22 protein-coding genes are annotated in these 21,169 nt (G+C 38.4%); 11 read left to right on the forward strand and 11 right to left on the reverse strand.

The window, feature by feature from the left end:
* Positions 1-38: 38 nt before the first annotated feature.
* The 3 genes from EHQ31_RS00175 to EHQ31_RS00185 are packed head-to-tail and all read right to left on the reverse strand — an operon-like array spanning position 39 to position 1,770.
* Positions 39-680 carry an endonuclease III domain-containing protein gene (locus EHQ31_RS00175; protein WP_135570709.1) on the reverse strand — a complete coding sequence of 214 codons (642 nt, stop codon included), beginning with the start codon at positions 678-680 and terminating at the stop codon, positions 39-41.
* A 22-nt stretch (positions 681-702) separates the two neighbouring features.
* Positions 703-987 carry a 50S ribosomal protein L28 gene (gene rpmB / locus EHQ31_RS00180; RefSeq protein ID WP_100742302.1) on the reverse strand — a complete coding sequence of 95 codons (285 nt, stop codon included), beginning with the start codon at positions 985-987 and terminating at the stop codon, positions 703-705.
* 18 nt (positions 988-1,005) lie between these two features.
* Positions 1,006-1,770 carry an LOG family protein gene (locus EHQ31_RS00185; protein WP_135570711.1) on the reverse strand — a complete coding sequence of 255 codons (765 nt, stop codon included), beginning with the start codon at positions 1,768-1,770 and terminating at the stop codon, positions 1,006-1,008.
* Between the two features lie 34 nt (positions 1,771-1,804).
* Here EHQ31_RS00185 and EHQ31_RS00190 point away from each other — a divergent pair, with 34 nt between their 5' ends.
* Positions 1,805-2,653: a hypothetical protein gene (locus EHQ31_RS00190; protein WP_135570713.1), complete on the forward strand. Its 849-nt coding sequence runs from the start codon at positions 1,805-1,807 to the stop codon at positions 2,651-2,653.
* Here the strand turns inward: EHQ31_RS00190 and EHQ31_RS00195 are convergent.
* On the reverse strand, positions 2,604-2,813 hold the full coding sequence (locus tag EHQ31_RS00195) for a hypothetical protein (protein ID WP_002973090.1): 210 nt from the start codon (positions 2,811-2,813) through the stop codon (positions 2,604-2,606). The two genes, EHQ31_RS00190 and EHQ31_RS00195, sit on opposite strands and share 50 nt — an antisense overlap.
* A 57-nt stretch (positions 2,814-2,870) precedes the next feature.
* Positions 2,871-3,767: an aldose 1-epimerase gene (locus tag EHQ31_RS00200; RefSeq protein ID WP_135570715.1), complete on the reverse strand. Its 897-nt coding sequence runs from the start codon at positions 3,765-3,767 to the stop codon at positions 2,871-2,873.
* A gap of 55 nt (positions 3,768-3,822) precedes the next feature.
* Here EHQ31_RS00200 and sppA point away from each other — a divergent pair, with 55 nt between their 5' ends.
* From sppA to EHQ31_RS00215, 3 genes are read left to right on the forward strand one after another with little or no spacing between them, the layout of a single operon-like run.
* The gene (gene sppA / locus EHQ31_RS00205; RefSeq protein ID WP_167481613.1) at positions 3,823-4,821 is read left to right on the forward strand and encodes a signal peptide peptidase SppA; all 999 of its coding nucleotides are present in this window, start codon (positions 3,823-3,825) and stop codon (positions 4,819-4,821) included.
* A gap of 20 nt (positions 4,822-4,841) precedes the next feature.
* Positions 4,842-6,269, forward strand: a complete 1,428-nt coding sequence (locus EHQ31_RS00210) for an MBOAT family O-acyltransferase (RefSeq protein WP_135570717.1) — start codon at positions 4,842-4,844, stop codon at positions 6,267-6,269.
* Positions 6,229-6,960, forward strand: a complete 732-nt coding sequence (locus EHQ31_RS00215; RefSeq protein ID WP_244247213.1) for a hypothetical protein — start codon at positions 6,229-6,231, stop codon at positions 6,958-6,960. Before EHQ31_RS00210 ends, EHQ31_RS00215 begins: the two co-directional genes overlap by 41 nt.
* 56 nt (positions 6,961-7,016) lie before the next feature.
* Here the strand turns inward: EHQ31_RS00215 and EHQ31_RS00220 are convergent, their stop codons facing one another.
* The 3 genes from EHQ31_RS00220 to EHQ31_RS00230 form a co-directional block, all read right to left on the reverse strand.
* On the reverse strand, positions 7,017-7,457 hold the full coding sequence (locus EHQ31_RS00220) for a tetratricopeptide repeat protein (protein WP_135570719.1): 441 nt from the start codon (positions 7,455-7,457) through the stop codon (positions 7,017-7,019).
* A gap of 343 nt (positions 7,458-7,800) precedes the next feature.
* A complete protein-coding gene (locus tag EHQ31_RS00225; protein WP_135570721.1) occupies positions 7,801-10,218 on the reverse strand; it encodes a penicillin-binding protein 1A in 2,418 nt (805 codons plus the stop codon).
* Between the two features lie 4 nt (positions 10,219-10,222).
* Positions 10,223-11,176 (reverse strand): MBL fold metallo-hydrolase, encoded by a 954-nt coding sequence (locus EHQ31_RS00230; protein WP_208652697.1) that lies wholly within the window; start codon positions 11,174-11,176, stop codon positions 10,223-10,225.
* Between the two features lie 58 nt (positions 11,177-11,234).
* Here EHQ31_RS00230 and EHQ31_RS00235 point away from each other — a divergent pair, with 58 nt between their 5' ends.
* The 3 genes from EHQ31_RS00235 to glyA are packed head-to-tail and all read left to right on the forward strand — an operon-like array spanning position 11,235 to position 14,172.
* Positions 11,235-12,059 carry a rhomboid family intramembrane serine protease gene (locus EHQ31_RS00235; RefSeq protein ID WP_135571029.1) on the forward strand — a complete coding sequence of 275 codons (825 nt, stop codon included), beginning with the start codon at positions 11,235-11,237 and terminating at the stop codon, positions 12,057-12,059.
* A complete protein-coding gene (locus EHQ31_RS00240; protein WP_135570725.1) occupies positions 12,056-12,925 on the forward strand; it encodes a lipoate--protein ligase family protein in 870 nt (289 codons plus the stop codon). The genes EHQ31_RS00235 and EHQ31_RS00240 overlap by 4 nt, the downstream gene beginning before the upstream one ends.
* Positions 12,922-14,172, forward strand: a complete 1,251-nt coding sequence (glyA, locus tag EHQ31_RS00245; protein ID WP_135570728.1) for a serine hydroxymethyltransferase — start codon at positions 12,922-12,924, stop codon at positions 14,170-14,172. The genes EHQ31_RS00240 and glyA overlap by 4 nt, the downstream gene beginning before the upstream one ends.
* Here the strand turns inward: glyA and EHQ31_RS00250 are convergent.
* On the reverse strand, positions 14,169-14,972 hold the full coding sequence (locus tag EHQ31_RS00250; RefSeq protein ID WP_208652698.1) for an NRDE family protein: 804 nt from the start codon (positions 14,970-14,972) through the stop codon (positions 14,169-14,171). The two genes, glyA and EHQ31_RS00250, sit on opposite strands and share 4 nt — an antisense overlap.
* Positions 14,973-15,076: 104 nt before the next feature.
* On the opposite strand from EHQ31_RS00250, the gene EHQ31_RS00255 reads away from it, so the two are divergent.
* The 3 genes from EHQ31_RS00255 to EHQ31_RS00265 are packed head-to-tail and all read left to right on the forward strand — an operon-like array spanning position 15,077 to position 17,908.
* On the forward strand, positions 15,077-15,688 hold the full coding sequence (locus EHQ31_RS00255) for a DUF4254 domain-containing protein (RefSeq protein WP_135570733.1): 612 nt from the start codon (positions 15,077-15,079) through the stop codon (positions 15,686-15,688).
* Entirely contained in the window at positions 15,685-16,743 is a 1,059-nt protein-coding gene (locus tag EHQ31_RS00260) for a glycosyltransferase family 9 protein (RefSeq protein ID WP_135570735.1), read from the forward strand. The genes EHQ31_RS00255 and EHQ31_RS00260 overlap by 4 nt, the downstream gene beginning before the upstream one ends.
* A 49-nt stretch (positions 16,744-16,792) precedes the next feature.
* The gene (locus EHQ31_RS00265; RefSeq protein ID WP_208652692.1) at positions 16,793-17,908 is read left to right on the forward strand and encodes a hypothetical protein; all 1,116 of its coding nucleotides are present in this window, start codon (positions 16,793-16,795) and stop codon (positions 17,906-17,908) included.
* Position 17,909: 1 nt separating this feature from the next.
* On the opposite strand, the gene EHQ31_RS00270 is transcribed toward EHQ31_RS00265, so the two are convergent.
* Together EHQ31_RS00270 and EHQ31_RS00275 are read right to left on the reverse strand one after the other, a co-directional pair.
* The gene (locus EHQ31_RS00270; protein WP_135570738.1) at positions 17,910-18,515 is read right to left on the reverse strand and encodes a hypothetical protein; all 606 of its coding nucleotides are present in this window, start codon (positions 18,513-18,515) and stop codon (positions 17,910-17,912) included.
* Positions 18,512-19,801, reverse strand: coding sequence for a glycosyltransferase (locus tag EHQ31_RS00275; RefSeq protein ID WP_135570740.1), 1,290 nt, complete (start codon positions 19,799-19,801; stop codon positions 18,512-18,514). The genes EHQ31_RS00270 and EHQ31_RS00275 overlap by 4 nt, the downstream gene beginning before the upstream one ends.
* Before the next feature lie 48 nt (positions 19,802-19,849).
* Between EHQ31_RS00275 and EHQ31_RS00280 the strand changes: the two genes are divergently transcribed.
* The gene (locus tag EHQ31_RS00280; protein WP_135571033.1) at positions 19,850-21,166 is read left to right on the forward strand and encodes an O-antigen ligase family protein; all 1,317 of its coding nucleotides are present in this window, start codon (positions 19,850-19,852) and stop codon (positions 21,164-21,166) included.
* Positions 21,167-21,169: the final 3 nt, after the last annotated feature.

Below are 21,169 nucleotides of genomic sequence, written 5' to 3' on the forward strand. Positions count from 1 at the left end.
AAGAAAGGAATCGGAAACAGAAGAAGGATTAGAGAAACCTACTCCGAAAACGAAGGACATAGGGAAGAAAGAGGACAATCCGAACAAAATGTCCGGCGGGCCTGGCAGTATTTACGACCGAGAAATATTAGGTAAAGAGATAGGTTTCGGCAAATCTCCTTAGGGGTAATTTTCATCATCTCCCGTTCAATTTGTACAGGATCGGTTTTATTTGTAAATCCCAACCTTTTTGTCAGTCGTTTTACATGGGTATCCACAACAAAACCTTCCACAACTCCATAAATTTCTGCAAGAACCACATTGGCCGTTTTTCTTCCAAACCCAGGAAGTGTGATGGCTTCCTCCATTGTCTTTGGAATTTCACCACCAAATTCAGAAAGAACCATCTTAGCAAAACCTTGGATACTTTTGGCTTTGTTTTTATAAAACCCAGTGGAGAAAATTTTTTTTTCAATCGCAGAAAGCGGAGCTTTGGCAAAGGATTCAAGTGTAGGAAAGGTACGGAAAAGTTCAGGGGTGACCTGATTCACACGTTCGTCCGTACACTGTGCACTCAAAATGACAGCGATGGCCAACTCATAAGGTTTAGAAAAAGTGAGGGGAGTTTCTACGACACCGAACTCCGCCTCTAGGAGGCGGTAGACATCGGTGATTTTGGGTGTTTTTTTGGATTGTTTCAATCCAGAAGCAAACTAAAAAAATTTAGGCTGCTGGTTGTGCTTTAGGAGTGATTCCAACGTATTTTTTTGGTGTGATGGCAGTAATATCGCCGCCGTGGTCTTTGATTGCCACTTTCAAACCTTTTTTACGAAGAGTTCGCAAAGCACGTGTAGAAATCTTAACGCGAACCCAACGGTTCTCGTCTTCCAAAAAGATTTTCTTTGTGATCACATTCACCTTCCAGATACGGCGATTCTTTTTATGAGAATGGGATACGTTATTCCCTGCCGTTGTTCCTTTTCCGGTTACTACACATGTTCTAGCCATAATTATTACCTTGTTTCGCTATGTTTTTGTACCCTCAGAATGGGTCAATTCGAAACGAATCTTTTCCTGAAAGAATCGGAGTGCTTCCACAGGACTGTCTGCAAATCCAAAAAGTTGTAAGTCTTCTTCCGAAATCAGTCGCATTTCTGCTAATTTTTTGAAATTGATAACCTCAGACCAAAACTTCGATCCGTACAAAAGGATGGGGATTCGACTTTTTTTTCCGGTTTGGACAAGAGTCAATGTTTCAAATAATTCATCAAAAGTCCCAAACCCACCGGGAAAAGCAATCATCCCTCTACAGGTTTTCATAAACCAAAGTTTACGCATAAAAAAGTAATGAAACTCGAAAGTTAACTCTGGGTTTACATAGGGATTCGGGTGTTGTTCGTGAGGAAGGACAATGTTGAGTGCCACAGATTTAGAACCTGCCTCTTTGGCACCACGGTTCCCCGCTTCCATAATTCCAGGTCCCCCGCCCGTACAAATATGTAAGTTGCGATCAGGGATTTCCTGTTTTAAAACTTCTGCCCATTCAGTAATTAGTCGGGAAAACTCACGTGCTTCTTCATAATAATGTGTAAGACCATCTAACGGGGAAGGCGGATTTCTTTTTTGCGATTCTGGGGAAGGAATTCTAGCGGATCCAAAAACCACAATGGTATCGGTGATTCCATGTTCCTGGAATTCCGCCTTAGGGTGAAGATACTCAGAAAGGATTCGGATGGGGCCGGCTTCATTCCCCCATAAAAAACTTTGATTCTCAAAGGCTAAATCATTCATCTTGTTATCATAGATCGACCGAAAGGTATAAAAAATGCGGAAATTCCCAAAAACAATCCCTTTCCTGATTTCACTAGAACATCTCCCTATCACAGAAACGAATCTGAAACAAATGGCTATGGATTGGGAAGGTAGTGGATTTCCATTTTTACGTCCTGCTGTGGTTTTGGATTGGAAAACAGAACCACAAGCTTTGAGTCACTCTAGTTTAGAAATAGAATTAATATTAAGTCTTGGTTTTTGGGAAGGACTCTGCGGTTGGATTTTACCAAATCAATTTTCCGCCTTTAAAAAAAATCACCTAACAGAATCTTTACGAAATGAACTCTTTTCTCAAAAAAGAAAAACCAAACCAATTTCTATTTTCTATCTGTGGAAAAAATTTGGGAAGTCTCCCCTTTCCCTTGTATGGGTAAACTTAGGATTCATAAAAATGCGAATGGAGTTGGATTTAGAATCAAACTTTTTCTCAAATGCCCTACCACTTTCTTTTGAAGGTGAGAAAAAACTCTACTTTCGTATAGGGCACTTAAAAACCATTCACTACCTATTTTCTAAAAAAGAATTTAAATTCCCTTATCCGAAGTTTGCCGAAGTATATATCAAAACCCGTGACAAACATTCTGACGAAAGTATAGGAAAAGTGTTTTATACTTTTATCGGGTATTTACTTGAAAAAAACACCGACGAATACCTGTTACCATATTGGGGATTTGAATTAACACTTCCTGAATCTATAAGAAAACAAATTCCAGAGGAAATTTGGAATCTAACGAACTCACCCGCTCCCTCTTTATGGAGAGAGGATCATCTTTTTGAAAATGAATTAGAATTTAGGACTGTCTACCAGGTTTCCACTTCTTCGCTAAATCATCTAAGATGATAAAACGTGAGTTTTTACCAATAACAACTTCATTGATTTTTTTATCTTGTAATGCTCGGTAAACAGAGGTTCGGCTAGTGTTTTTCTTTTCAGCGAAATATTTGATCTCTAACAGATTTTTACTGATTTGTTTGCATGTATTCACTAGTGCATCTGACATTTTTTATCTAACCTCTCTGGTGTTAGACAGTTTGTTCGATAAAGAGATTATATTTTTTTAAAAATGATCCAATCGAATGGAGAATTCTATCTGTTTTTCTGTTTTAGGTGCGATGGTTTTAGGATTACCACCAGGGAAATGTAAAAAATTCCCAGTACCAGTCATAGGCTCAATCGCTATGGATCTTCGATCTTGTGGAGTATATACTTGGTAAAACTCACCACCTTGAATGATGAGTTTTTCTTTTTTATTCATAGAAAAAAGCCCAATATAAGAATTAGTTCCGTTGATTGAAAAATATAGATCATCTAAATTTTTTCCGGAAAGTGTTTCTTCCGAATTCAGTAAGATATCTTCGTTCTGGATTTTTTCTGGTAAAAGATAATCTCCTAACTTTACATGATGAAAACCAGAACCAAATAAAAAAAGATCATCGATAGATTCATCTTCGTTCCAACGAAAATAAGGATGAATACCTAATGCAAAAGGAAATTCCGTATCGGACTGGTTTGTGAGATGGTAGATGATTTTTAACTCGGAAGAAAAAAGCCTATAACATTCTTTTACATGGATTTTCGAAAGTAAGGTCCCTTTCCATGACGCGGGAATTTCTATGGCAAACTCAACATAAGATTCTTTATCCCCGATTTCTTCTTTCACTAAATGTCTAGGAAGGTTGTGAAAAAGTCCATGTAAGGGAATTCCGTTTCCATCCGTCAGCCAATGGGTGCTAGGATAAAATGGTTCCCGTGCCCAGGGGTTCGGTTCTAGTCGATTGACCCAAGGGAACATCAAAAAGGAACCAGAGGCAAAAAATGGGTCTGGAGCCTTGTGACCAGAAACAACAGAGACTGATTTCCCATCCACAGGCGACTGGAGAGATAACCCAAGCCATTGGCCACCACCGGTAGGGTGGATTTCAAAACAAGACTGTTTTGTTTTCAATTGATACAAGATTTATCTCCCAAAAATGATTGAAGTCATAGTTTGCGATCTTAGAAAGGTTTGTATGCCTTCTAGAAAGTCTTTTCTTTTCGTTTGTGTCGTTCTTCTTTCGGTTCTTTTTGCCGAATCTTGTGTCATTGGGAACAGTATGAACCTGTTACCGCAAAGTGGCAAGGCTGATTTCGAAGAGAAACTCATTGCCGGAAGGGATCAAGAAAAAATCGTCATCATCTCCATAGAAGGAATGATTTCTGATGAATCCAAAGATTCCTTTTTTGGTCCACCCACAGAATCTATGGTCGCTCGGGTCAAAGAATCCTTAAAATATGCAGAACGTGATCCAGATGTCAAAGGTGTGATTTTAAAAATCAACTCTCCTGGCGGAACGGTAACTGCCAGTGACATCATTTACCAAGAAGTTTTGAAATTTAAAAACAGAAAATCCATTCCTGTATTTGCAGGATTTATGGATACCGCTGCCAGTGGTGCCTACTACATAGCAATGGCAACCGATGCCATTGGTGCACACCCAACAACTGTTACAGGTTCAGTGGGAGTCATCATGTCAGGAATCAATGTAAAAGAAGGTTTGGATAAAATTGGAGTCAAAGACCAGTCTTTTACTTCTGGCCCTAACAAAGCACTTGGTTCTCCTACAACGGAAATGACTGCGGAACAAAGAAAAATCCTTCAATCCATCATTGATAGTTTGTATGGCCGTTTTTTTGAAATAGTAAAAAAAGGAAGACCGAATGTTGGTGAAACTCGCTTAAGAGAAATTTGTGACGGAAGGATCTTCACTGCAGAACAAGCCAAAAAAGAAGGTATGATTGATTTCATCGGATACTTTGATGATTTTGTTTACCAAGTGATGCAACACCCTAAATTTCAAGGCAATCGCTCAGGAAATCCTCGCGTCATTACCTACCAAAGAGGAAAAGGCCGAGTAGAAAATATCTACCAAGCTACCGAAGGGAACAAAAATCCTTTTTCTTTAGGCATTGCTGATAAAATCCTAGGAACAGGAACAAACGCAAAATTCCTTTATCTTTGGGATCTATAAATTTCAAGGCCAACTAATCAATGTTATTTAACTCTATTCCCTATTTATTACTTTTTGCTTTCACGTATTTAATTTACTGGAATATTCCACAAAAAGGAAGAAAACCACTGCTGGTAATTTCTTCCTTAATTTTTTACGCTTATTTCAGTTTCCCTTTTTTGTTCCACTTCCTACTTGTCATTTTAGTCAATTATGGTTTTAGCGAATGGATCTTTCGTAAAAAAGACAAAGGTGAAAAATATAACCATTTGTTGTTTAGTATCGTTGCTTTAAACCTAATCAATTTAGGCTTTTTTAAATACTTTTACTTTATCACTGGTTCCTTATTTTCCTTAACTGGTTATCCATCGTTTAAAGAAATTGCAGGTTCTTGGAGTATCTTTTTACCGCTCGCTATTAGTTTTTATACCTTTCAGATCATTGCGGTGCAAGTGGACATCCATCGTGGCATCATTGAAAAAAGAATGTCCGCTTTGGACTATTTTTTATTCATTCTGTTTTTCCCACAGTTGATTGCAGGTCCTATCATGCGGTCACAGGATTTCCTACCGCAACTAGACCATCCCACAATAGATTCAGACCGAATGAAAAAAGGATTATTTCTGATCATTGGTGGTCTTTTTAAAAAGGTAATCATTGCGGAAAATATCGCACCAATCATTTCTCCGATCTATATGGACCCAGCTAAATTCGATAGTTTTTCTATCTTTTTTAGCGTTCTTGCCTTCGCCGTACAAGTGTATTGTGACTTTTCTGGTTACACAGATATGGCTCGCGGTTCTGCCAACCTTCTTGGGTATGAAATTCCAGAAAACTTCCAAGGACCATTTTTTTCCCAATCCTTCCGGGAACTTTGGTCTAGATGGCATATCACTCTTTCCTCTTGGTTACGTGATTATATTTATATTCCACTCGGTGGAAGTAAAGGTTCCATCTTTCGCTCCAACGTAAACTCCTTCATTACAATGTGCCTTGGAGGACTTTGGCATGGAGCCAATTGGGCCTTTGTTCTTTGGGGTGCCTATTTAGGGGCGCTGATTTGGATCGAACGGTCATTGTATCTGGGAAGAGGAAAAAAGAAACTTTTACCTGATACGATTCCCTTTGTGGGAATCTTTCGTACGGTAGTGATCTTTATCACTTTTTCCTTTTCCGGTGTTTTTTTCCGAGCTGCCGCAAGGGGTGAGGAATCGATGAATGTAGCCTTTGAAATTTTTAAGGGAGTTTTGACATTCCGAAATACCGGCGAAACCTTGAGTCGTGTGGATGAACTCCCCACGTTCATTGCCTTGGGACTGATGTTTAACTGGTTTCAACATTCTAATCTTGTGTATGAAAAATTAAAACCTTACCAAAATATCCTACTTCCTTTTCTCTCAGTAGTCATCTTATTATTGCTTGGAATTTTTGGAGACGGGGGACAAGATTTTATCTACTTCCAATTTTAAATCCTCACTGCTAAGAAGTGGGTTTAATCTCCCTGGGCCGAAAAGTATCAAATCGATTCTTTTCGGTTTTTTATTCCTCTTTAGTCTAAAATGTTCACCAAAAATAGATTGGATCCGGTCTCTTCCCACGGATTACCCAAGGGATGAAAAAATTTTACTCGGACACTACATTCGACCCACAGAAAAAAAATCAGCCTTTGGATCCAAACAGTTCCAGTTGTTTTGGAAAGAAGATATCCATTTACAACCAAACTCTGTATTCATCAAAACTTGGTCGGAATGGAAAGTTTATGAAGACCATTCGGAGTTTCACAAAAAAGTAGGTAGAGGTAACTTTGAAAAGTCGGGGGATTGGGTATTATTCAAAACAAAGACAATCGAAGAGACAAAATGTACCTCCAAGGAAAATACAAAATCCATTCCTCAAATGAAAAATTGGTATTTAACTTTTCCTTGTTTATCAACTAACAACACAAATAAACAAACTATAAATCATTCGCTTTTGTATTTTTACGATGGAAAATCTTTATTCCCCTTACAATACGAATCGGGATATAACGAAGCTAACTTTGGAATTGCTTGGGAGTCTGACCTTCCTTATACCAAATCAAATTTGTTCGAAATCGCTAGGCTGAAGTATGGGAAAAAAGAATTCCAACCCCACGTGTACAACCACGTGAAGTTGGATTGATTCGAAGAGGAATCAAAAAAGGGTAACCATCTCTAGAAAGAATCATTACATAGATTTTATTTAAAAGCCACAACCGCACATGCACGAGCATATTCTTTTTGTTCTAGGTTTGCTTTATGTTCAAATTTAGAAATTCCGTGTTGGCGAAAACCTTCGCTCGCTTTTTTTGCAAAGCTGGATGCCTCACAAAAATTCCCAGCTTTGGAATGAGCAAGACTTGCCAAGTATTGGATCGATGCAAAACTTTTGTGTTCATTCATTCCAATCGCTTCTCTGATTTTAATAGCGCGTGTATAATGACCAGAAGCTAAATCAAACTCCCCCATCCCTTCTTCTTCACTCGCCAGTTTTACCAGCTCGTTCGAAATTGCAGTGAGAGTTTCTTTGTCGTATTGGCTAATGAGGGAATCTAAGTCTTCGTTCATAAAAGAAGACTCTCCAGCTGAAATGGAAGCTGTTAGTGCCAAAACTAGAATGGTTAGTATTGCTTTTTTCATATTCCCTCCGAACCAATGTTCTCCTACATTAATGCAACTATCGTGCCAAGCTGCAGATGGCCTAAAAGGGGAGAGATCGGCAAAAGAAGGCGATTTTATGAAACAAGGGAAGGAAGATTTGCTTAAAATGTACGCAGAATGTCGGTTTGGAAATAGATTGCCTAAAGAAATGGAGCCAAAACGACGAGTGGCGGGAAAACCTCTCCTGATTTATAAAGTTCGGTTTAGTAGTTAGAACTTAGGTGTTTTAGAGGATTTTTTAAGTGAATCAGGCAGGCTTTTTTTTAATCGCTCCCTCCTCACTGGTAATTTTAGAGGAGGGCAAAAATTGAAGTTTAAAAACTTATTTTAATTCCTCATCCGAAATTTCGAGTTCTCTTTGGAGAAAGTCGGTGAGATCCATAGAACGGTAATGGTCCCTATCTCCATCACACTGACGGCCACCAGGAACTGCTAAGGTGCGGCCTGCAATCGTAATCGGTTTTAAAAATAAATTCCCAGTCAATGGACAGTTAGGTCCAGGACTCAGACCGTTGAAAGCACAAGTGGCTCCCTTTACCACGTCAGCAGGAATCTCATCGGCTTTTCCATTGGGATAAAATACAGGATAGGGACCCTCATTATACCAACGTGAATACATTTTTCCCCAAATCGGAGCGGCCACTCCCGCAGCCGTCACACCTTTTCCGAGCGAGAGAGAGGATTTATCAAATCCCATCCATACGACAGAAGTGTATTTCGGATCAAAACCTGCATACCAAACATTGGTATAAGAAGAAGTTGATCCAGTTTTTCCACCGGACTCTCCCTTATAATTTCCTTTGTCTGCAGCACGAAGGGCTTGAGTGGGAGTTCCCCCCATAGCAACACCAATTAACATTTGTTTAATGATATAAGCTGTAGCTTCCGGAATGATTTGGATCGTTCCGTTTTTGGCTTCTTCGGCAAGAGTTTCCTGAACTTCCTTTTCTTTATTATAAACAACAGTTCCACTTTGGTTTAGCACATAACGAACACTAAAAGGAATTACATCTTTACCTTTATTTGCTAAAATGGAGTACCCTAAAGCCATTTCATAAGGAGTGAGTTCTGCCACACCGAGTGCCAAAGCAGGCCCAGTGGGAAACCTAGCTTTATTAGCTTTTGTCACTTTGGAGGCAAAATCAATGACTGCATCAGTTCCTGTTCTCATTAACACCTGAACAGAAACAATATTTAAGGATAATGATAACGCACGAGATAGTGGAACCATTCCTCTAAAATCCCCGGAGATATCTTGCGGAGAATATCCTTCCCCTTCTTCGGTGATTGTGGTGAGAGGAGCATCCATAATTCCTGTTCCAGAACCCACTGCCCTATTTTGTATGGCTGCCGCATAAACAAATGGTTTGAAAGCAGAGCCAGTTTGTCGTCTAGCTTGCATAGCTCGGTTAAATTGATTTTTTGGTGAAAACCTAGAACCACCTACCATCGTTTGGATATAACCTGTTTGGTGGTCAATTGTGACAATCGCACCTTCTACGTGTAAGTTGGAAGAAAATACAAGTGAAGATCTTTGGAATTCTTTGACAGCCGCACTTTCATTTTCAGAAGGTATAAAGTCTGTCAAAAGTTCTAAAGCAGGAGCCATTTCCTTTTCTAAATGAAGTCGGAATACCTGTCTATCATCCAAACTGGTGATATAAGGAACTCCCACCGGAAAAATAGAACCAAACAAATTGTATAAAGAAACAAGTCCACGGTCAGCTCTTCCCGCATAACGAAAATTAGCACCAAATGCAGATTTATCTTGGTCGATCAGACCTTTTCTAAGTTCCTCTTCGGCAATTTCATGTTTACGGACATCTAGAGTTGTATAAACTCGAAGTCCACCTGTATACAAAGCTTCTTCCCCAAGTTCCTTTTCGAGGATTTGGCGTACCCATTCTGTAAAATAAGGAGCTCTGTTGAGTTTTGCTCCCCAAGTGGAACGAGAAGGAGATTGAGTGATGACCACAGGCCAATACCTTTCCCAAAAATCATCGTGGATTTTTGGGACTTGGTCTTTGGGGATAAATCCATTTTTTGCCATTAGACCTAAAACCACCAAATGAGCTTGTTTTGCTTCTTTAGGGTTTTTAAACGGGGAATACGTTACAGGAGCTTTAGGAAGTCTTGCAAGCATGGCAGCTTCGGCAATACTCAAATCTCTTACGTCTTTTTGAAAATACACATTGGCTGCAGAAGAAAGACCTGTTGTTCCATGCCCCAAATAAATTAAGTTAAAATAGATTTCTAAAATTTCTTCTTTGGTATACTCTTGTTCAATTTGTAAAGTGAGAAGTGCTTCTAAAAACTTACGACCAAAAGTTTTTTTCCTTTGTTGTAAGATGGTTTTTGCTAACTGCTGAGTGAGTGTGGATCCACCTTGTACAATTCGTCCGGCAAAAACGTTTTTGATTGCCGCTCGAACGATGGCCAAAAAATCAATTCCAAAGTGGTTAAAAAAGTTATCATCTTCAACGGATAAAAAGGCATGAATGACATGGGGAGGAATGTCACTGTATTTTAGTAGTTCTTGTTTATGACGATACAGTTCTGCAAACAAAACCCCATTCGAATCGTAAAGTTTGGTAGGAGTGGTTGGTTGGTAAGATGCCAACTTTTGTAACTCCTTTCCTTTGTTTACCTCAGAAAGAATGTATCCAAAAAACAAACCGCCAAAAAGAGCTATGGTAAAGAAAGTAGTGATTGTGATTCGAAGTGTTTTTTCTTTGTTCATGGTATTATAGGTGGAAGCGTAAACCTTCCCTTGCTAAATGAATTTTTAATTTTTTTTCGCCTAACTGTTCTTTGTGAAGTTTGGCATCATTATAGATTTCATAAATTTTTTCATCGGAATAACTTGGTTCATGGTGGGTTAAAACTAAGTTTTTTACCTTCCAAGAAGAAGCACAGTTTACCGACATTGTATAGGCAGTATGTCCCCAATCAAATTTAGAAAAAGATTCGTCTAAAGTATATTGTGTGTCGAGGATGAGTAAATCAGCTTCTGCAAAAAAAGGATAACACTCATGGATTAAATCCATATCAGCACCTGTAAATTCCGCATCCGTTGCAAAAATAAAAATTTTCCCAGCCCGGTTTGTGAATTTATAAGCAAAAGACCCACCGGGATGTTTTAATGGATAACATTCTACCTTCATCCCCGAGCCAAATTCTAAAATATCTCCAGGAAAAAATAATTTGAAGTCTTTGGTAGAACCCGTTCCATCCAGAGGCACTGGAAAAAATTCAGGTTCTTGTTGTTTTTGAAGTCTCGATTCCAAATCCGAATAAGGAGAATAAAAATTGAGGTGGAAATCAGGGAAATAGATGGGTTTGAAAAAAGGAAGCCCTTGGATATGATCCCAATGGGTGTGAGTAATAAAAAAGGAAACTGTCCGTTTTAACTTATTTGTTAGGTATTCTGAAACCAGTTCATCGCCCAAATTCCTGAGGCCCGTCCCCATATCCAAAACATAAACTTCTCCCTCATCGTCGGTGACAGAAACGCAAGTGGTGTCAGATCCTGTGACAAATTTAAGATGGTATGGGAGGTCTTGCCAAAATTCATCCGCCGAAACACCGGCCCCCGTTTGTTTGTAGAGGTCCAGGATATCGATAATTTTTTTGCGGTAGTCTTGATTTCGGAGGGGACTCGCTATGGAGCCGCGGACTCCGTAGAGTTGCACAATCACTTCCTCGATGCTAGGAAATCGACTTTCCTTGTCACTCAAGATTTGCGACCTTGAATTTATGGCTTCTCGTTACCCAGGATATGAACTCCGATTTGGACCGCCAATGGTTCCCGTAGTGCGCACTCTCATGATTATCAATGGAATCCTTTTTCTTTTGCAAATGGCAACAAAACTGGCTTTCCATTCCCCTTTGGTGGAACTGTATTTTGGACTGAACCCTGACCTCGTTTTTAGCGGTTGGGTTTGGCAACTTCTCAGTTATGCCTTTCTACATGGTAGTTTTTTACACATTCTTTTTAATATGCTGAGCCTTTGGATGTTTGGTTCAGAACTGGCAGAAATTTGGGGAGAACGTGCTTTTTTAAAGTTCTATCTATTCACTGCCTTTCTTGGTGGGGTTTTTACCGTTGTCGCCCATTTCTCTGGATTTTCTCAAGGACTTGTGGTGGGAGCCAGTGCCAGCATTTACGGACTTCTCGTTGCCTACGCCATGACTTGGCCTAACCGAGAACTTCTTGTTTTTCTCATCTTTCCCATGAGAGCCAAATACTTTGTGATGATTGTTATGCTTATGGTACTTTTTGCTCAAGGGGAAAGAGTGGCTCATTTTGCACATTTAGGGGGAGCCATTGGCGGCTTTTTCTTGATGAAAGTATATACTGGTTGGAGAAAAAAAACGAATTCGCTTCCCACATGGTCACTCGCTAGATATTTGCAAAAACGTAGATTTATGCGTTACCAAGAAGAAATGGCCAAAAGGGAAAATGCAAAAACCAAAGTGGATGAACTTCTTGAAAAAATTTCCAAAAATGGAATGGAGTCCCTTTCCCGTAGCGAAAGAAAGTTTTTAAACGAAGCCTCTCAGAAATACTTCAACGAGTGAATTCTAAAGTTTTTTATTTTCCAGAAATTCCTCCTAGGTCACCTTACTACAATTTGGCGATTGAAGAGGCAATTTCTTTAAAAATTGTTTCCGAAGGAATTACCGCGGGAGTTAGGCTTTGGAAAAATCCTGACTCCATCATTTTAGGTCTTTCGGAAAATCCATTTCGGAACATCAAAGAAGAAGTAGTAAAAAAATACGAAACCGTTGCTAGAACCCAAGGTTTTCACAAAAAACCAAAACTTAATTTTTGTTATATCGCCAGGCGTGCCTCCGGTGGAGGAACTGTGTTTCATTCCCTTTCTGGAAATATTAATTACTCTCTTTACTTCAATTTAGACAAAAGAAAAGATCTTTTTCCAGTTAGAGATTCTTATGATATCCTTCTTGGAATCGTGTCAAAATCCTTAAAAAGACAAAACATCGAATGTTTTCCAAAGGGAAAATCTGACCTAGTATTAGAAAAAAATGGAATCTTAAAAAAAATTTCAGGGAACGCACAATTTCGGAAGCGAAGTTGTATTGTTCAACATGGGACTTTAATTTTAGAAGATCACTTAATTGAACGAGTCGCAGAAGTCTTACACCACCCTCCCGAAGAACCTGATTATCGCAAAGAAAGAAGCCATAAGGAATTTCTTACATCTTTACCCGATTTTTTTTCGGAAAAGATTTGGGCAAAAGACCTAGTCAAAGAAGTTTTTTCTTATTTAGGAGAAAAAGAACCTGAAGATTTTTCAAAAATTTCCTTCTTTGGCCCCGACTTTTCTACTTTTCGGAAACAAGTGCTCCAAGAATCTGAATCTATTCGCAAGAAGAAATACCAAAATCCAGAATACACACTCCACAGAGAAATTCCCACATGAGTTATTTAGAAAAACAAGATCCTGAAGTTTACGCCGCATTAAAAAAAGAAGACGAACGCCAAGAACATTCCCTAGAGATGATTGCTAGTGAAAACTTTGTTTCACGTCCAGTGCTCGAAGCTTACCACTCCACTCTCACAAACAAATACGCTGAAGGGTATCCTGGAAAACGTTACTACAATGGTTGCGAAAACGCAGACAAGGTAGAGGAACTTGCCATTGAACGTGCTAAAAAAATGTTTGGTGCAGAATATGCAAACGTGCAACCACATAGCGGTGCACAGGCGAATATGGCTGTGTTTCTTGCGACTCTTGAACCAGGAGATAGTTTTCTTGGAATGAACTTGGCTCATGGTGGTCACCTAACACATGGTAGTGCTGTCAATATCAGTGGAAAGTATTTTAAACCAATTCCTTATGGAGTGGATGAAAAAACGGAAACCATCAATTATGATGAAGTGGCAAAACTTGCCAAAGAACACAAACCGAAACTGATTGTAGTGGGCGCTTCCGCTTATCCACGCACCATTGATTTTAACAAGTTCCGTGAAATTGCGGATGGGATTGGCGCAAAAATCATGGCAGATATTGCGCATATCTCAGGTCTTGTTGTTGCCGGAGAACATCCAAGTCCCATTGGAGTTTGTGATTTTGTCACAACTACCACTCATAAAACTTTGCGTGGACCAAGAGGGGGACTCATCCTTTCCTCTAAAGAAAATGAAAAAATACTAAACTCAAGAGTGTTTCCTGGAATCCAAGGGGGACCACTTATGCACGTGATTGCTGCCAAAGCAGTTGCCTTCGGAGAAGCTTTACAACCTGATTTTAAAACTTATATCAAACAAGTAGTAAAGAACGCAAAAGTCCTCGCAGATACATTCCAAAAACGAGGTTTTCGTGTGGTTTCTGGTGGAACTGACAACCATATCGTTCTTCTCGATGTTTCTGTCAAAGGACTCACAGGAAATGATGCGGCCAATGGTTTAGACCACGTAGGAGTGACAGTCAATAAAAACGCGATTCCTTTTGATAAAAACCCACCGGCTGTTGCATCAGGAATTCGACTTGGAACTCCTGCACTTACCACTCGTGGTCTAAAAGAAAAGGAAATTGAAGCAGTTGGAAATTTAATCTGCGATTATTTAGATCATTTTGGTGATTCTACTTGGGAATCAAAAGTAAAAGCAGGAGTCAAAGAAATCACTTCTGCTTTCCCTATGACAAACTTCCGACTAGAAAACTAACTTTCGCTAAATTCTAAAACCTCTCTCCGTTCCGAATATTCATTAGAAAGCGGATCGGGGAAGGTTCTTTCCAACATTTCCACTCCACCTTTCCCATAAAATAAAATTGTAGAAGCCCGAGTGCCGTATCCGGGAACACGAATGCGGATCGACGATAAATACCTTTCCCTTTCTAATCCAATCCCAGTATCGGGTAATAGAGAGTCTTCATTCACAAGATCTGTATTTGCTAAAAGTCTAAAAAATTCTAATGTAACAAGGGTTCGCCAATTCTCATTCATCGGGAAGGTATCAAACACTTGTTCGACGTTTGTTTTCAATTTTGCGGTTTTTGGCCAAACCGTATTCCAATTGGCATTACTGACAGCATGAAACCCTGGTTCTAAGATATACGATTGTAAAGGATCTCCTCCAACATAACTGGCGAGGTTTCCATCAAAAACAAATAAATTAAAACCCTCATAGTCAGTTGCCGTATTAAGAATTTTTTCTTGGTATGGCTTTGTACTTACTTCCCGGGAAGATTTTAAAAAATCTAAAACAAGGTTTCCCCTGGATTTTGGATGGGGGTGCGGAAGTTTTTTAAAATTTCTGACATTGGTAAGAAAGGCCACTTTTCCCAAGGAATTCGCACCAAGCCAAGTTCCCCCAGCTTTTAAATCTTTCCCTGCTAGGATGGTAGGTTGGGTATCCCAAGTGTGGATAGGTTCTGTTGGCCTTTCAAAAAATTCATCTCTATTGGAAACAATGACAAGAGGATAATCCGGATGGACCTTATATGCGATCACAACTAAGCACATGTACTGTAAAAAGACTAAAAAAGGTGGCAAAAGAAAGCGAAAAACTTGGGAAATATTTAGATTGAACGCCAAAAACCATATGAAAACGTGATTTGCATTACGATATGAAAGCCTTGGAAGCCATAAAAGCCGTCTCAATTTTCCAACAATCCTTACAAGATTGGCATAAAAAAGAAGCCCCTCATCCCAATCCTTTTCCAGAAGGAAGTTTAGAGTCCACTCTCTACCAAAAAAACCACATCGATACCATCCAATGGCATATTGAAGATGAAATTAGAAGGCCTGACATTGCTTTAGAAGATGTTGTGGCTCTCAAACGAAAAATAGACAAACTAAACCAAGACCGAACTGATATGGTGGAAAAACTGGACGACTTCGTAATTGATATGTTTCGATCCGTCACTCCAAAACCAGATGCAAGATTAAATTCAGAATCACCCGCGTGGTTACTCGACCGCATGAGTATCTTAGAACTCAAGATATATCATATGGAAGAACAAGTTTCGAGAAAAGATGCCTCTGCCACAAAAGAACATATAGCAAAATGCCAAGCAAAACTAGATGTTCTACTAGACCAAAGAGAAGATCTCAAAAAATGTTTGGATGAACTTTTTTCTGATTATTCCCAAGGAATCAAAAAAGTAAAAGTATATCGTCAAATGAAGATGTACAATGACCAAAATCTAAATCCATCATTGTATAAGAATCAGAAATGACAAACCTCTTAGTATTAAGATTTTCTGCAATGGGTGATGTGGCTTTAATGACACCTGCACTCATCGCCATTGCAGCTAAATATTCTAATATTCAACTTACAGTTGTTACCAGAGGAAATTTCGCCCCGTTTTTCTATAATATTCCTAATCTCAATGTTCTTGGGATGAATCTAAAAAAATATAAAGGTATTTTTGGTCTCTTTCGGATGTATCGCGATATCGCCAAACTGGGACCATTCGGTCATGTAATTGATTTACATGGATCAGTTCGTTCCAGGTTTATTGCTTTTTTATTTCGTAGCCAAGGAGTACCTTACTCCAAAATCATCAAAGGTCGTCGGGAAAAATTAGCACAAACAAGACGTTATAATAAAAAATTAAACCAACTTCCTCACACCGTCGAACGATATTTAAACGTATTTCGAAAAGCCGGATTTGATGCACCTATTCGCAAAGGTCCTTGGCTCAATGTAGATGGGGAATCGAAAGTATTTGCTAGGGATTTTTTTAAATCTATTGGGATTGATAAAAAAGAAGGACAATGGTTTGGATTTGCTCCTTTTGCGGGACATGCACTCAAAGAATGGAGTTTTGATAAATGCAAACGGCTTGTCGAAGTTTTACTCGATGAATTTCCCGATTGTAATGTTTTTTTGTTTGGTGGGAAAGATGAGGCTAAGGAATTAGAAATTCTTAGGAGTGGTCAAAAACGTGCCCATATCGTCCAAGGTGGAAATTTGGGAATCCGAGGGGAACTTGGAATCATGGACAGATTAGATGTAATGATTGGAATGGATAGTTCCAACGTCCATATTGCTGCCCTTCTCAAAAAACCCGTGATTGGAATTTATGGAACCACACATCCGCTTTCCGGATTCGGTCCTTTTGCCCAAGAAGATTCAGGAGTGTTACAAGTAGACCTACCCTGTCGCCCTTGTTCCATTTACGGTAATACTAAATGTTGGCGCGGTGACCATGCTTGTATGGAACTGATTGACCCACTAGACGTTGTTAGACGGATTCGACTGATTCAAAACGTAAATACTCTCTGGTAACCATTGAGTAAAAACAAAATTTCTTTTGGCAAAACAATAGGAGATGTTTATGCAATTCATAGAAAAGAAGAGTTCTCCTAAATCCGCAAATAGACCTTTGGCAATTTGTTTTTTTTGTTACCGCAAGAATTTATCTATTTCAATTTTTTATAAACCTTTTCTTAAACAGATCTCTCGTTTTTCACTAAAACTTTTTATAATTCTTTCCTTTTGTTTGTTCCTAATTCCGAAAGAAACTACGGCTGAAGCATTTTCTCCTGAGTTTCAAGAAGTCATTCTTCCTTCTCCCAACAAAGCAGATTATGAAGAACAAATCAAATGCCAAGACTTGTATTGTAAAAAAATTTCATACTCCAAAGATGGAAAGTATTTATCCGAAGTATGGGATGAACTAGGAAAAAACGGCGGTAAGGTGGTGGTAGATTTTTTAGACAATCCCCTTCTTTTCAGTGATTCTCAAATGGATGATATCACGGAATACCTACGGGAAATTGCCAAAAGAGATGGCCATGTCAGTTTGGAACCATTTTATATCGCGACACGGGGCATTGGCTTTACAGATGTCCCTGTCATCAAAGACCTTTTTGGACTCAGTTATAATTTATACAAACGATTACGTTCTGCATTTAAGTTTGGGCGAATGGGCCATTATAATGCGAAAGTCCTTTATCATCCGACATCCGGAAAAGTATTACAGGTATTTTTCTTTCATAAAAATTACGGAAATTTATGTGATACAGTTTATTCCACCTGTGACCGCATCGAATATATGGATGATGAATTGTTTGATAAACAATTGTCTTTAAAACTAAGTGAAACACAATCCAAAAGAATCGAAATCCGATTTAGCCAAACACCAGCTGTCCTTCCACAAATGAAATTGGACATTGGAAATTTACTAGATACCAATCGGTCAGCAAGACTTTATAAATGGCTCATCATAGCCAAAAAAACAGAAACAAAAACGGTGACTCGCGAAAGATTTCTTGGGGTAGAACTTGCAATCAAAGTTTTAGATTATACTCTCAGTGCCTATGAAATTGTGGAGGCCATACAACTCTATCTGCCAGCTCGCACCAAACAAGCAGAAGTTGTTTATGAAGATAGAGAAGAAGGACGAGTTCTAAAATCGGTGGTATTTTATCCTGTTGTGAATAAGGAATGAACTAAGATATTATACCAAATTTTGATTTTCTGATTTTTACCATCATCACAAAAACCAAACAAGCAATTCCAGCAGAACCAGGAAACAACAAAGTAACCATATTCCATTCAGCAAGTCCGGCCATAGCCAAAAAATTACGAAACAAAAAGATTAGATAAAATCCCAAAGGTTCTGAGTTAGGATCGATATATCCCTTTCGAAAGGTAGGAATAAAACCAAAGATATCTGCAATAGACAAAACAATCACTGCTGCTAAAGGATCAGAAAAATAAAACCAAAATGGCAAACTAGAAAGTGCTAAACAAAAGAAAAACCAATCAGATTTCGTAATTTCAATATCACCGCGTTTTCGATAAGCGATAAAGGCAACTAAAATGGTAATGATACCTGAAACACCTATGGGTAAACTTCCCACCCCACCATTCCCTGCAATTTGTGCGAAGAACACGATAAAGGTGGTGGCTCCCCAAATGATCCAGGAAAATACGTGAGGACGAATAGAACCTTTCCAAATTCCTTTGATATAGGGAATGTATGCATAAAAAGTTAAAAAGATAGCAATCCCAGAAATGAGACTACGTAACTCCAGAGATATAAAACTTTTCACTGCATAAAATCAAAAAACAAATCAAAGATATTTGTTTTTTTCACTTTTCCTTTCATTGCTTCTACAACTTTTGAATAAACTTCTTCCATTGCATCTACACATTTTTCCATTTCATGACCTGAAGCTATCTGAAGGGAATTTTTAGAGAACTTTGCATACTCTTCGGGATTACGAATGATTTCAAGGGCACCTTGTGCGATCCCTTTGGCATCGAAAGATTTGGCGATGTATCCATTTTCACCCTGACGGATCAGTTCCGGCAAAGCAAAGGCATCCACGCCGACAGCAGGTAACCCACAAGCAATCGCTTCTAAAACAACAAGGCCTTGCGTTTCCATAGTAGAAGCAGTTAAGAATACGTCATACTTTGGATATTCTTCATGTAACACGGCATTGGGGATAAATCCTTTGAAGGTGACCGCATCCTGAATTCCTAAATGTTCAGCTTGTCTTTGCAATGACGGAATGGCAGGACCTTCACCAATGATTGTCAAAGTTGATTTCGGATAATGTTCATGGATGGTTTTAAATGCATTAAGGATCACATCACAATTTTTTTCATAAGAGATTCTCCCTACATGTAAAAACTTGGGGGCATCTCCTGCCGTATAAGTTTTTGGAGTTCCTTTGAATCGTTTTAAATCCATCCCATTAGAAACAACTGTAATCGGTCGGGTGATTCCATATTCGATTAATTGTTCTTTAATCAAATGGCTCGGGGAAATGACCACATCACACCTGTTATATATATCATTACATATTTTTAAAATGATTTTTTTGCGAATATTAAAGTTATCAAATTTTACAATTTTGTCTAATTCATCGATATTTAGTTTTTTCTTAAACTTATTTGCTTTGAAGAATAGTTTATCGAGTTTGAACAAACGGTAAAAAGATACATACATTTCCTGCTCAGCCATCAAGGTATGATAGGTTCCAATGGTAGGAACACCAAATCTTTCAGCGGCATTCACAGCATATAGACCCAAAAGTCCCGGGGTGTGGATGTGAATGAGGTCGGGTTTGAAATCTTCGATAATTCGTTTGATTTTGCCAGGTGAAGGCAAAACCACTTTAATATCGGGGTAACTCGGTAGGTATCCAGAACGAAAGCGAACTACCTGGATATTGTCCGTCATACGATCAAAGTCCCCGTCGCCATATTTGGGTGCACAAATACAAAATTCGTGGCCTCGCAAAGCCAAAAGTTCAGAAAAATTTTTAATAGAAACAGCGACTCCGTCGGTTTTTGGCAAAAAAGTATCGGAAAAATATAAGACTCGCAACTGTTACCTCTTTACAAATTGGAGAAAAGCATTAGTCTCATCCAAAGTATGTTTTACCGAATCTATCGTTCGTTTCTAACCTTGTCCATCATTTCCTGTGCCCTTTCCGTTTCCTTAAGCCAACTTTTCTTACTCCTCTCTTTTGTTTTTTTTCTCTTTCTTCCTGAAAAACCAAAACTCAGGAGTCAATTGGTAAAAATTCTCTTCCTATTTTACGTTTGGCAACTTGTAACAGTTTTGTATCATTTCGCAGCATCTGGTTTTGATTTTATATCCATTAAACACGCATTTCGCGACGAAATGAAAGACATCTTTCTAGTAACCGCATTTGTCACTGTTCAAGGGATCAAACATGAAGACAAAAAATATCTCTATAAAACATTTTTTATCTTTGCATTAGTCATCGTGATAACCGGATTTATTTCAATTTTTTCGATGACAAGACTGTCTCGATTAATTTCTGATCTTTATAAAATTTCTGCCTCTTGGCCTTACCAACACCACTACGGCAAAATTTCCGATGTAAATATCTACCTTCCTATCGGTCTTATGAATACCCATCTTACTTTCGGTGGATTACTTGCTTTTATCTTCCCAGGTTTTGTATTCCGATTGTATGATTCTTGGTATAAAAAAGAATCTTTGTCAAAAATTTCTATCAATGCGATATTACTTTTATTGGTTGCTATTGTCTTTTTATTTAACAATGCACGTTCATCACTTCTTGGAGCCTTAGTGAGTACTTTATTCGGCATATACATTCTAATATTTATCGATAAAGATATATCAAAAAAAATGCTAAAACGAATCGGAATATTTATTTTACTCTCTTTGATTGTGGTTTACACAGGATACAAAACCACAAATGCAGTCAAACGTGTCGTAGATCCTTTGTTTGGTGGAGAAAAACATACTGATTCAGGTAGAACCTTCATTTGGGACTCCACCTTCCCTCTTATTGAAAAAAATCCTATTTTTGGAATTGGATCTGGGAACTACCAAAAAGAAATCGAAATTTCAAGGAAAGAAAAGGAAAAAGAACACAAAGAACTAAGTTTCTTTTATGAAGTTACACAAAGAGGACACGCTCACAATGATTACTTTCATTTAACAGCTGTATATGGAACACCTCAAGGAATTTTATACCTTCTTTTATTTATTGGAATACTATATACGCTATTAAATGGAAACATTCCCAAAGAAATTAGGTTTATGACTTATGGTTTGGTAGGATTTTTCTTTTCAGGCCTTTTACAATGTTATTTTCAAGATGATGAAGTATTGATTGTGTTTTACTTTTTACTTGGGTATCTTAACATTTACGCCGAGTCCAATCATAAAAACGAATTAAAACTAGAAGGATAAATT

This window comes from Leptospira montravelensis (genome assembly GCF_004770045.1).
Lineage (GTDB): Bacteria > Spirochaetota > Leptospiria > Leptospirales > Leptospiraceae > Leptospira_A > Leptospira_A montravelensis.

What these genes read in the sequence shown, in the direction of transcription:
- EHQ31_RS00225 (WP_135570721.1), bottom strand. Translation starts at nt 10,218, where the DNA reads ATGAACAAAGAAAAAACACTTCGAATCACAATCACTACTTTCTTTACC.
- EHQ31_RS00255 (WP_135570733.1), top strand. Translation starts at nt 15,077, where the DNA reads ATGAAAGCCTTGGAAGCCATAAAAGCCGTCTCAATTTTCCAACAATCC.
- EHQ31_RS00235 (WP_135571029.1), top strand. Translation starts at nt 11,235, where the DNA reads ATGGCTTCTCGTTACCCAGGATATGAACTCCGATTTGGACCGCCAATG.
- EHQ31_RS00190 (WP_135570713.1), top strand. Translation starts at nt 1,805, where the DNA reads ATGCGGAAATTCCCAAAAACAATCCCTTTCCTGATTTCACTAGAACAT.
- rpmB (WP_100742302.1), bottom strand. Translation starts at nt 987, where the DNA reads ATGGCTAGAACATGTGTAGTAACCGGAAAAGGAACAACGGCAGGGAAT.
- EHQ31_RS00185 (WP_135570711.1), bottom strand. Translation starts at nt 1,770, where the DNA reads ATGAATGATTTAGCCTTTGAGAATCAAAGTTTTTTATGGGGGAATGAA.
- EHQ31_RS00250 (WP_208652698.1), bottom strand. Translation starts at nt 14,972, where the DNA reads ATGTGCTTAGTTGTGATCGCATATAAGGTCCATCCGGATTATCCTCTT.
- EHQ31_RS00265 (WP_208652692.1), top strand. Translation starts at nt 16,793, where the DNA reads ATGCAATTCATAGAAAAGAAGAGTTCTCCTAAATCCGCAAATAGACCT.
- EHQ31_RS00195 (WP_002973090.1), bottom strand. Translation starts at nt 2,813, where the DNA reads ATGTCAGATGCACTAGTGAATACATGCAAACAAATCAGTAAAAATCTG.
- EHQ31_RS00210 (WP_135570717.1), top strand. Translation starts at nt 4,842, where the DNA reads ATGTTATTTAACTCTATTCCCTATTTATTACTTTTTGCTTTCACGTAT.
- EHQ31_RS00220 (WP_135570719.1), bottom strand. Translation starts at nt 7,457, where the DNA reads ATGAAAAAAGCAATACTAACCATTCTAGTTTTGGCACTAACAGCTTCC.
- EHQ31_RS00260 (WP_135570735.1), top strand. Translation starts at nt 15,685, where the DNA reads ATGACAAACCTCTTAGTATTAAGATTTTCTGCAATGGGTGATGTGGCT.
- EHQ31_RS00280 (WP_135571033.1), top strand. Translation starts at nt 19,850, where the DNA reads ATGTTTTACCGAATCTATCGTTCGTTTCTAACCTTGTCCATCATTTCC.
- sppA (WP_167481613.1), top strand. Translation starts at nt 3,823, where the DNA reads ATGCCTTCTAGAAAGTCTTTTCTTTTCGTTTGTGTCGTTCTTCTTTCG.
- glyA (WP_135570728.1), top strand. Translation starts at nt 12,922, where the DNA reads ATGAGTTATTTAGAAAAACAAGATCCTGAAGTTTACGCCGCATTAAAA.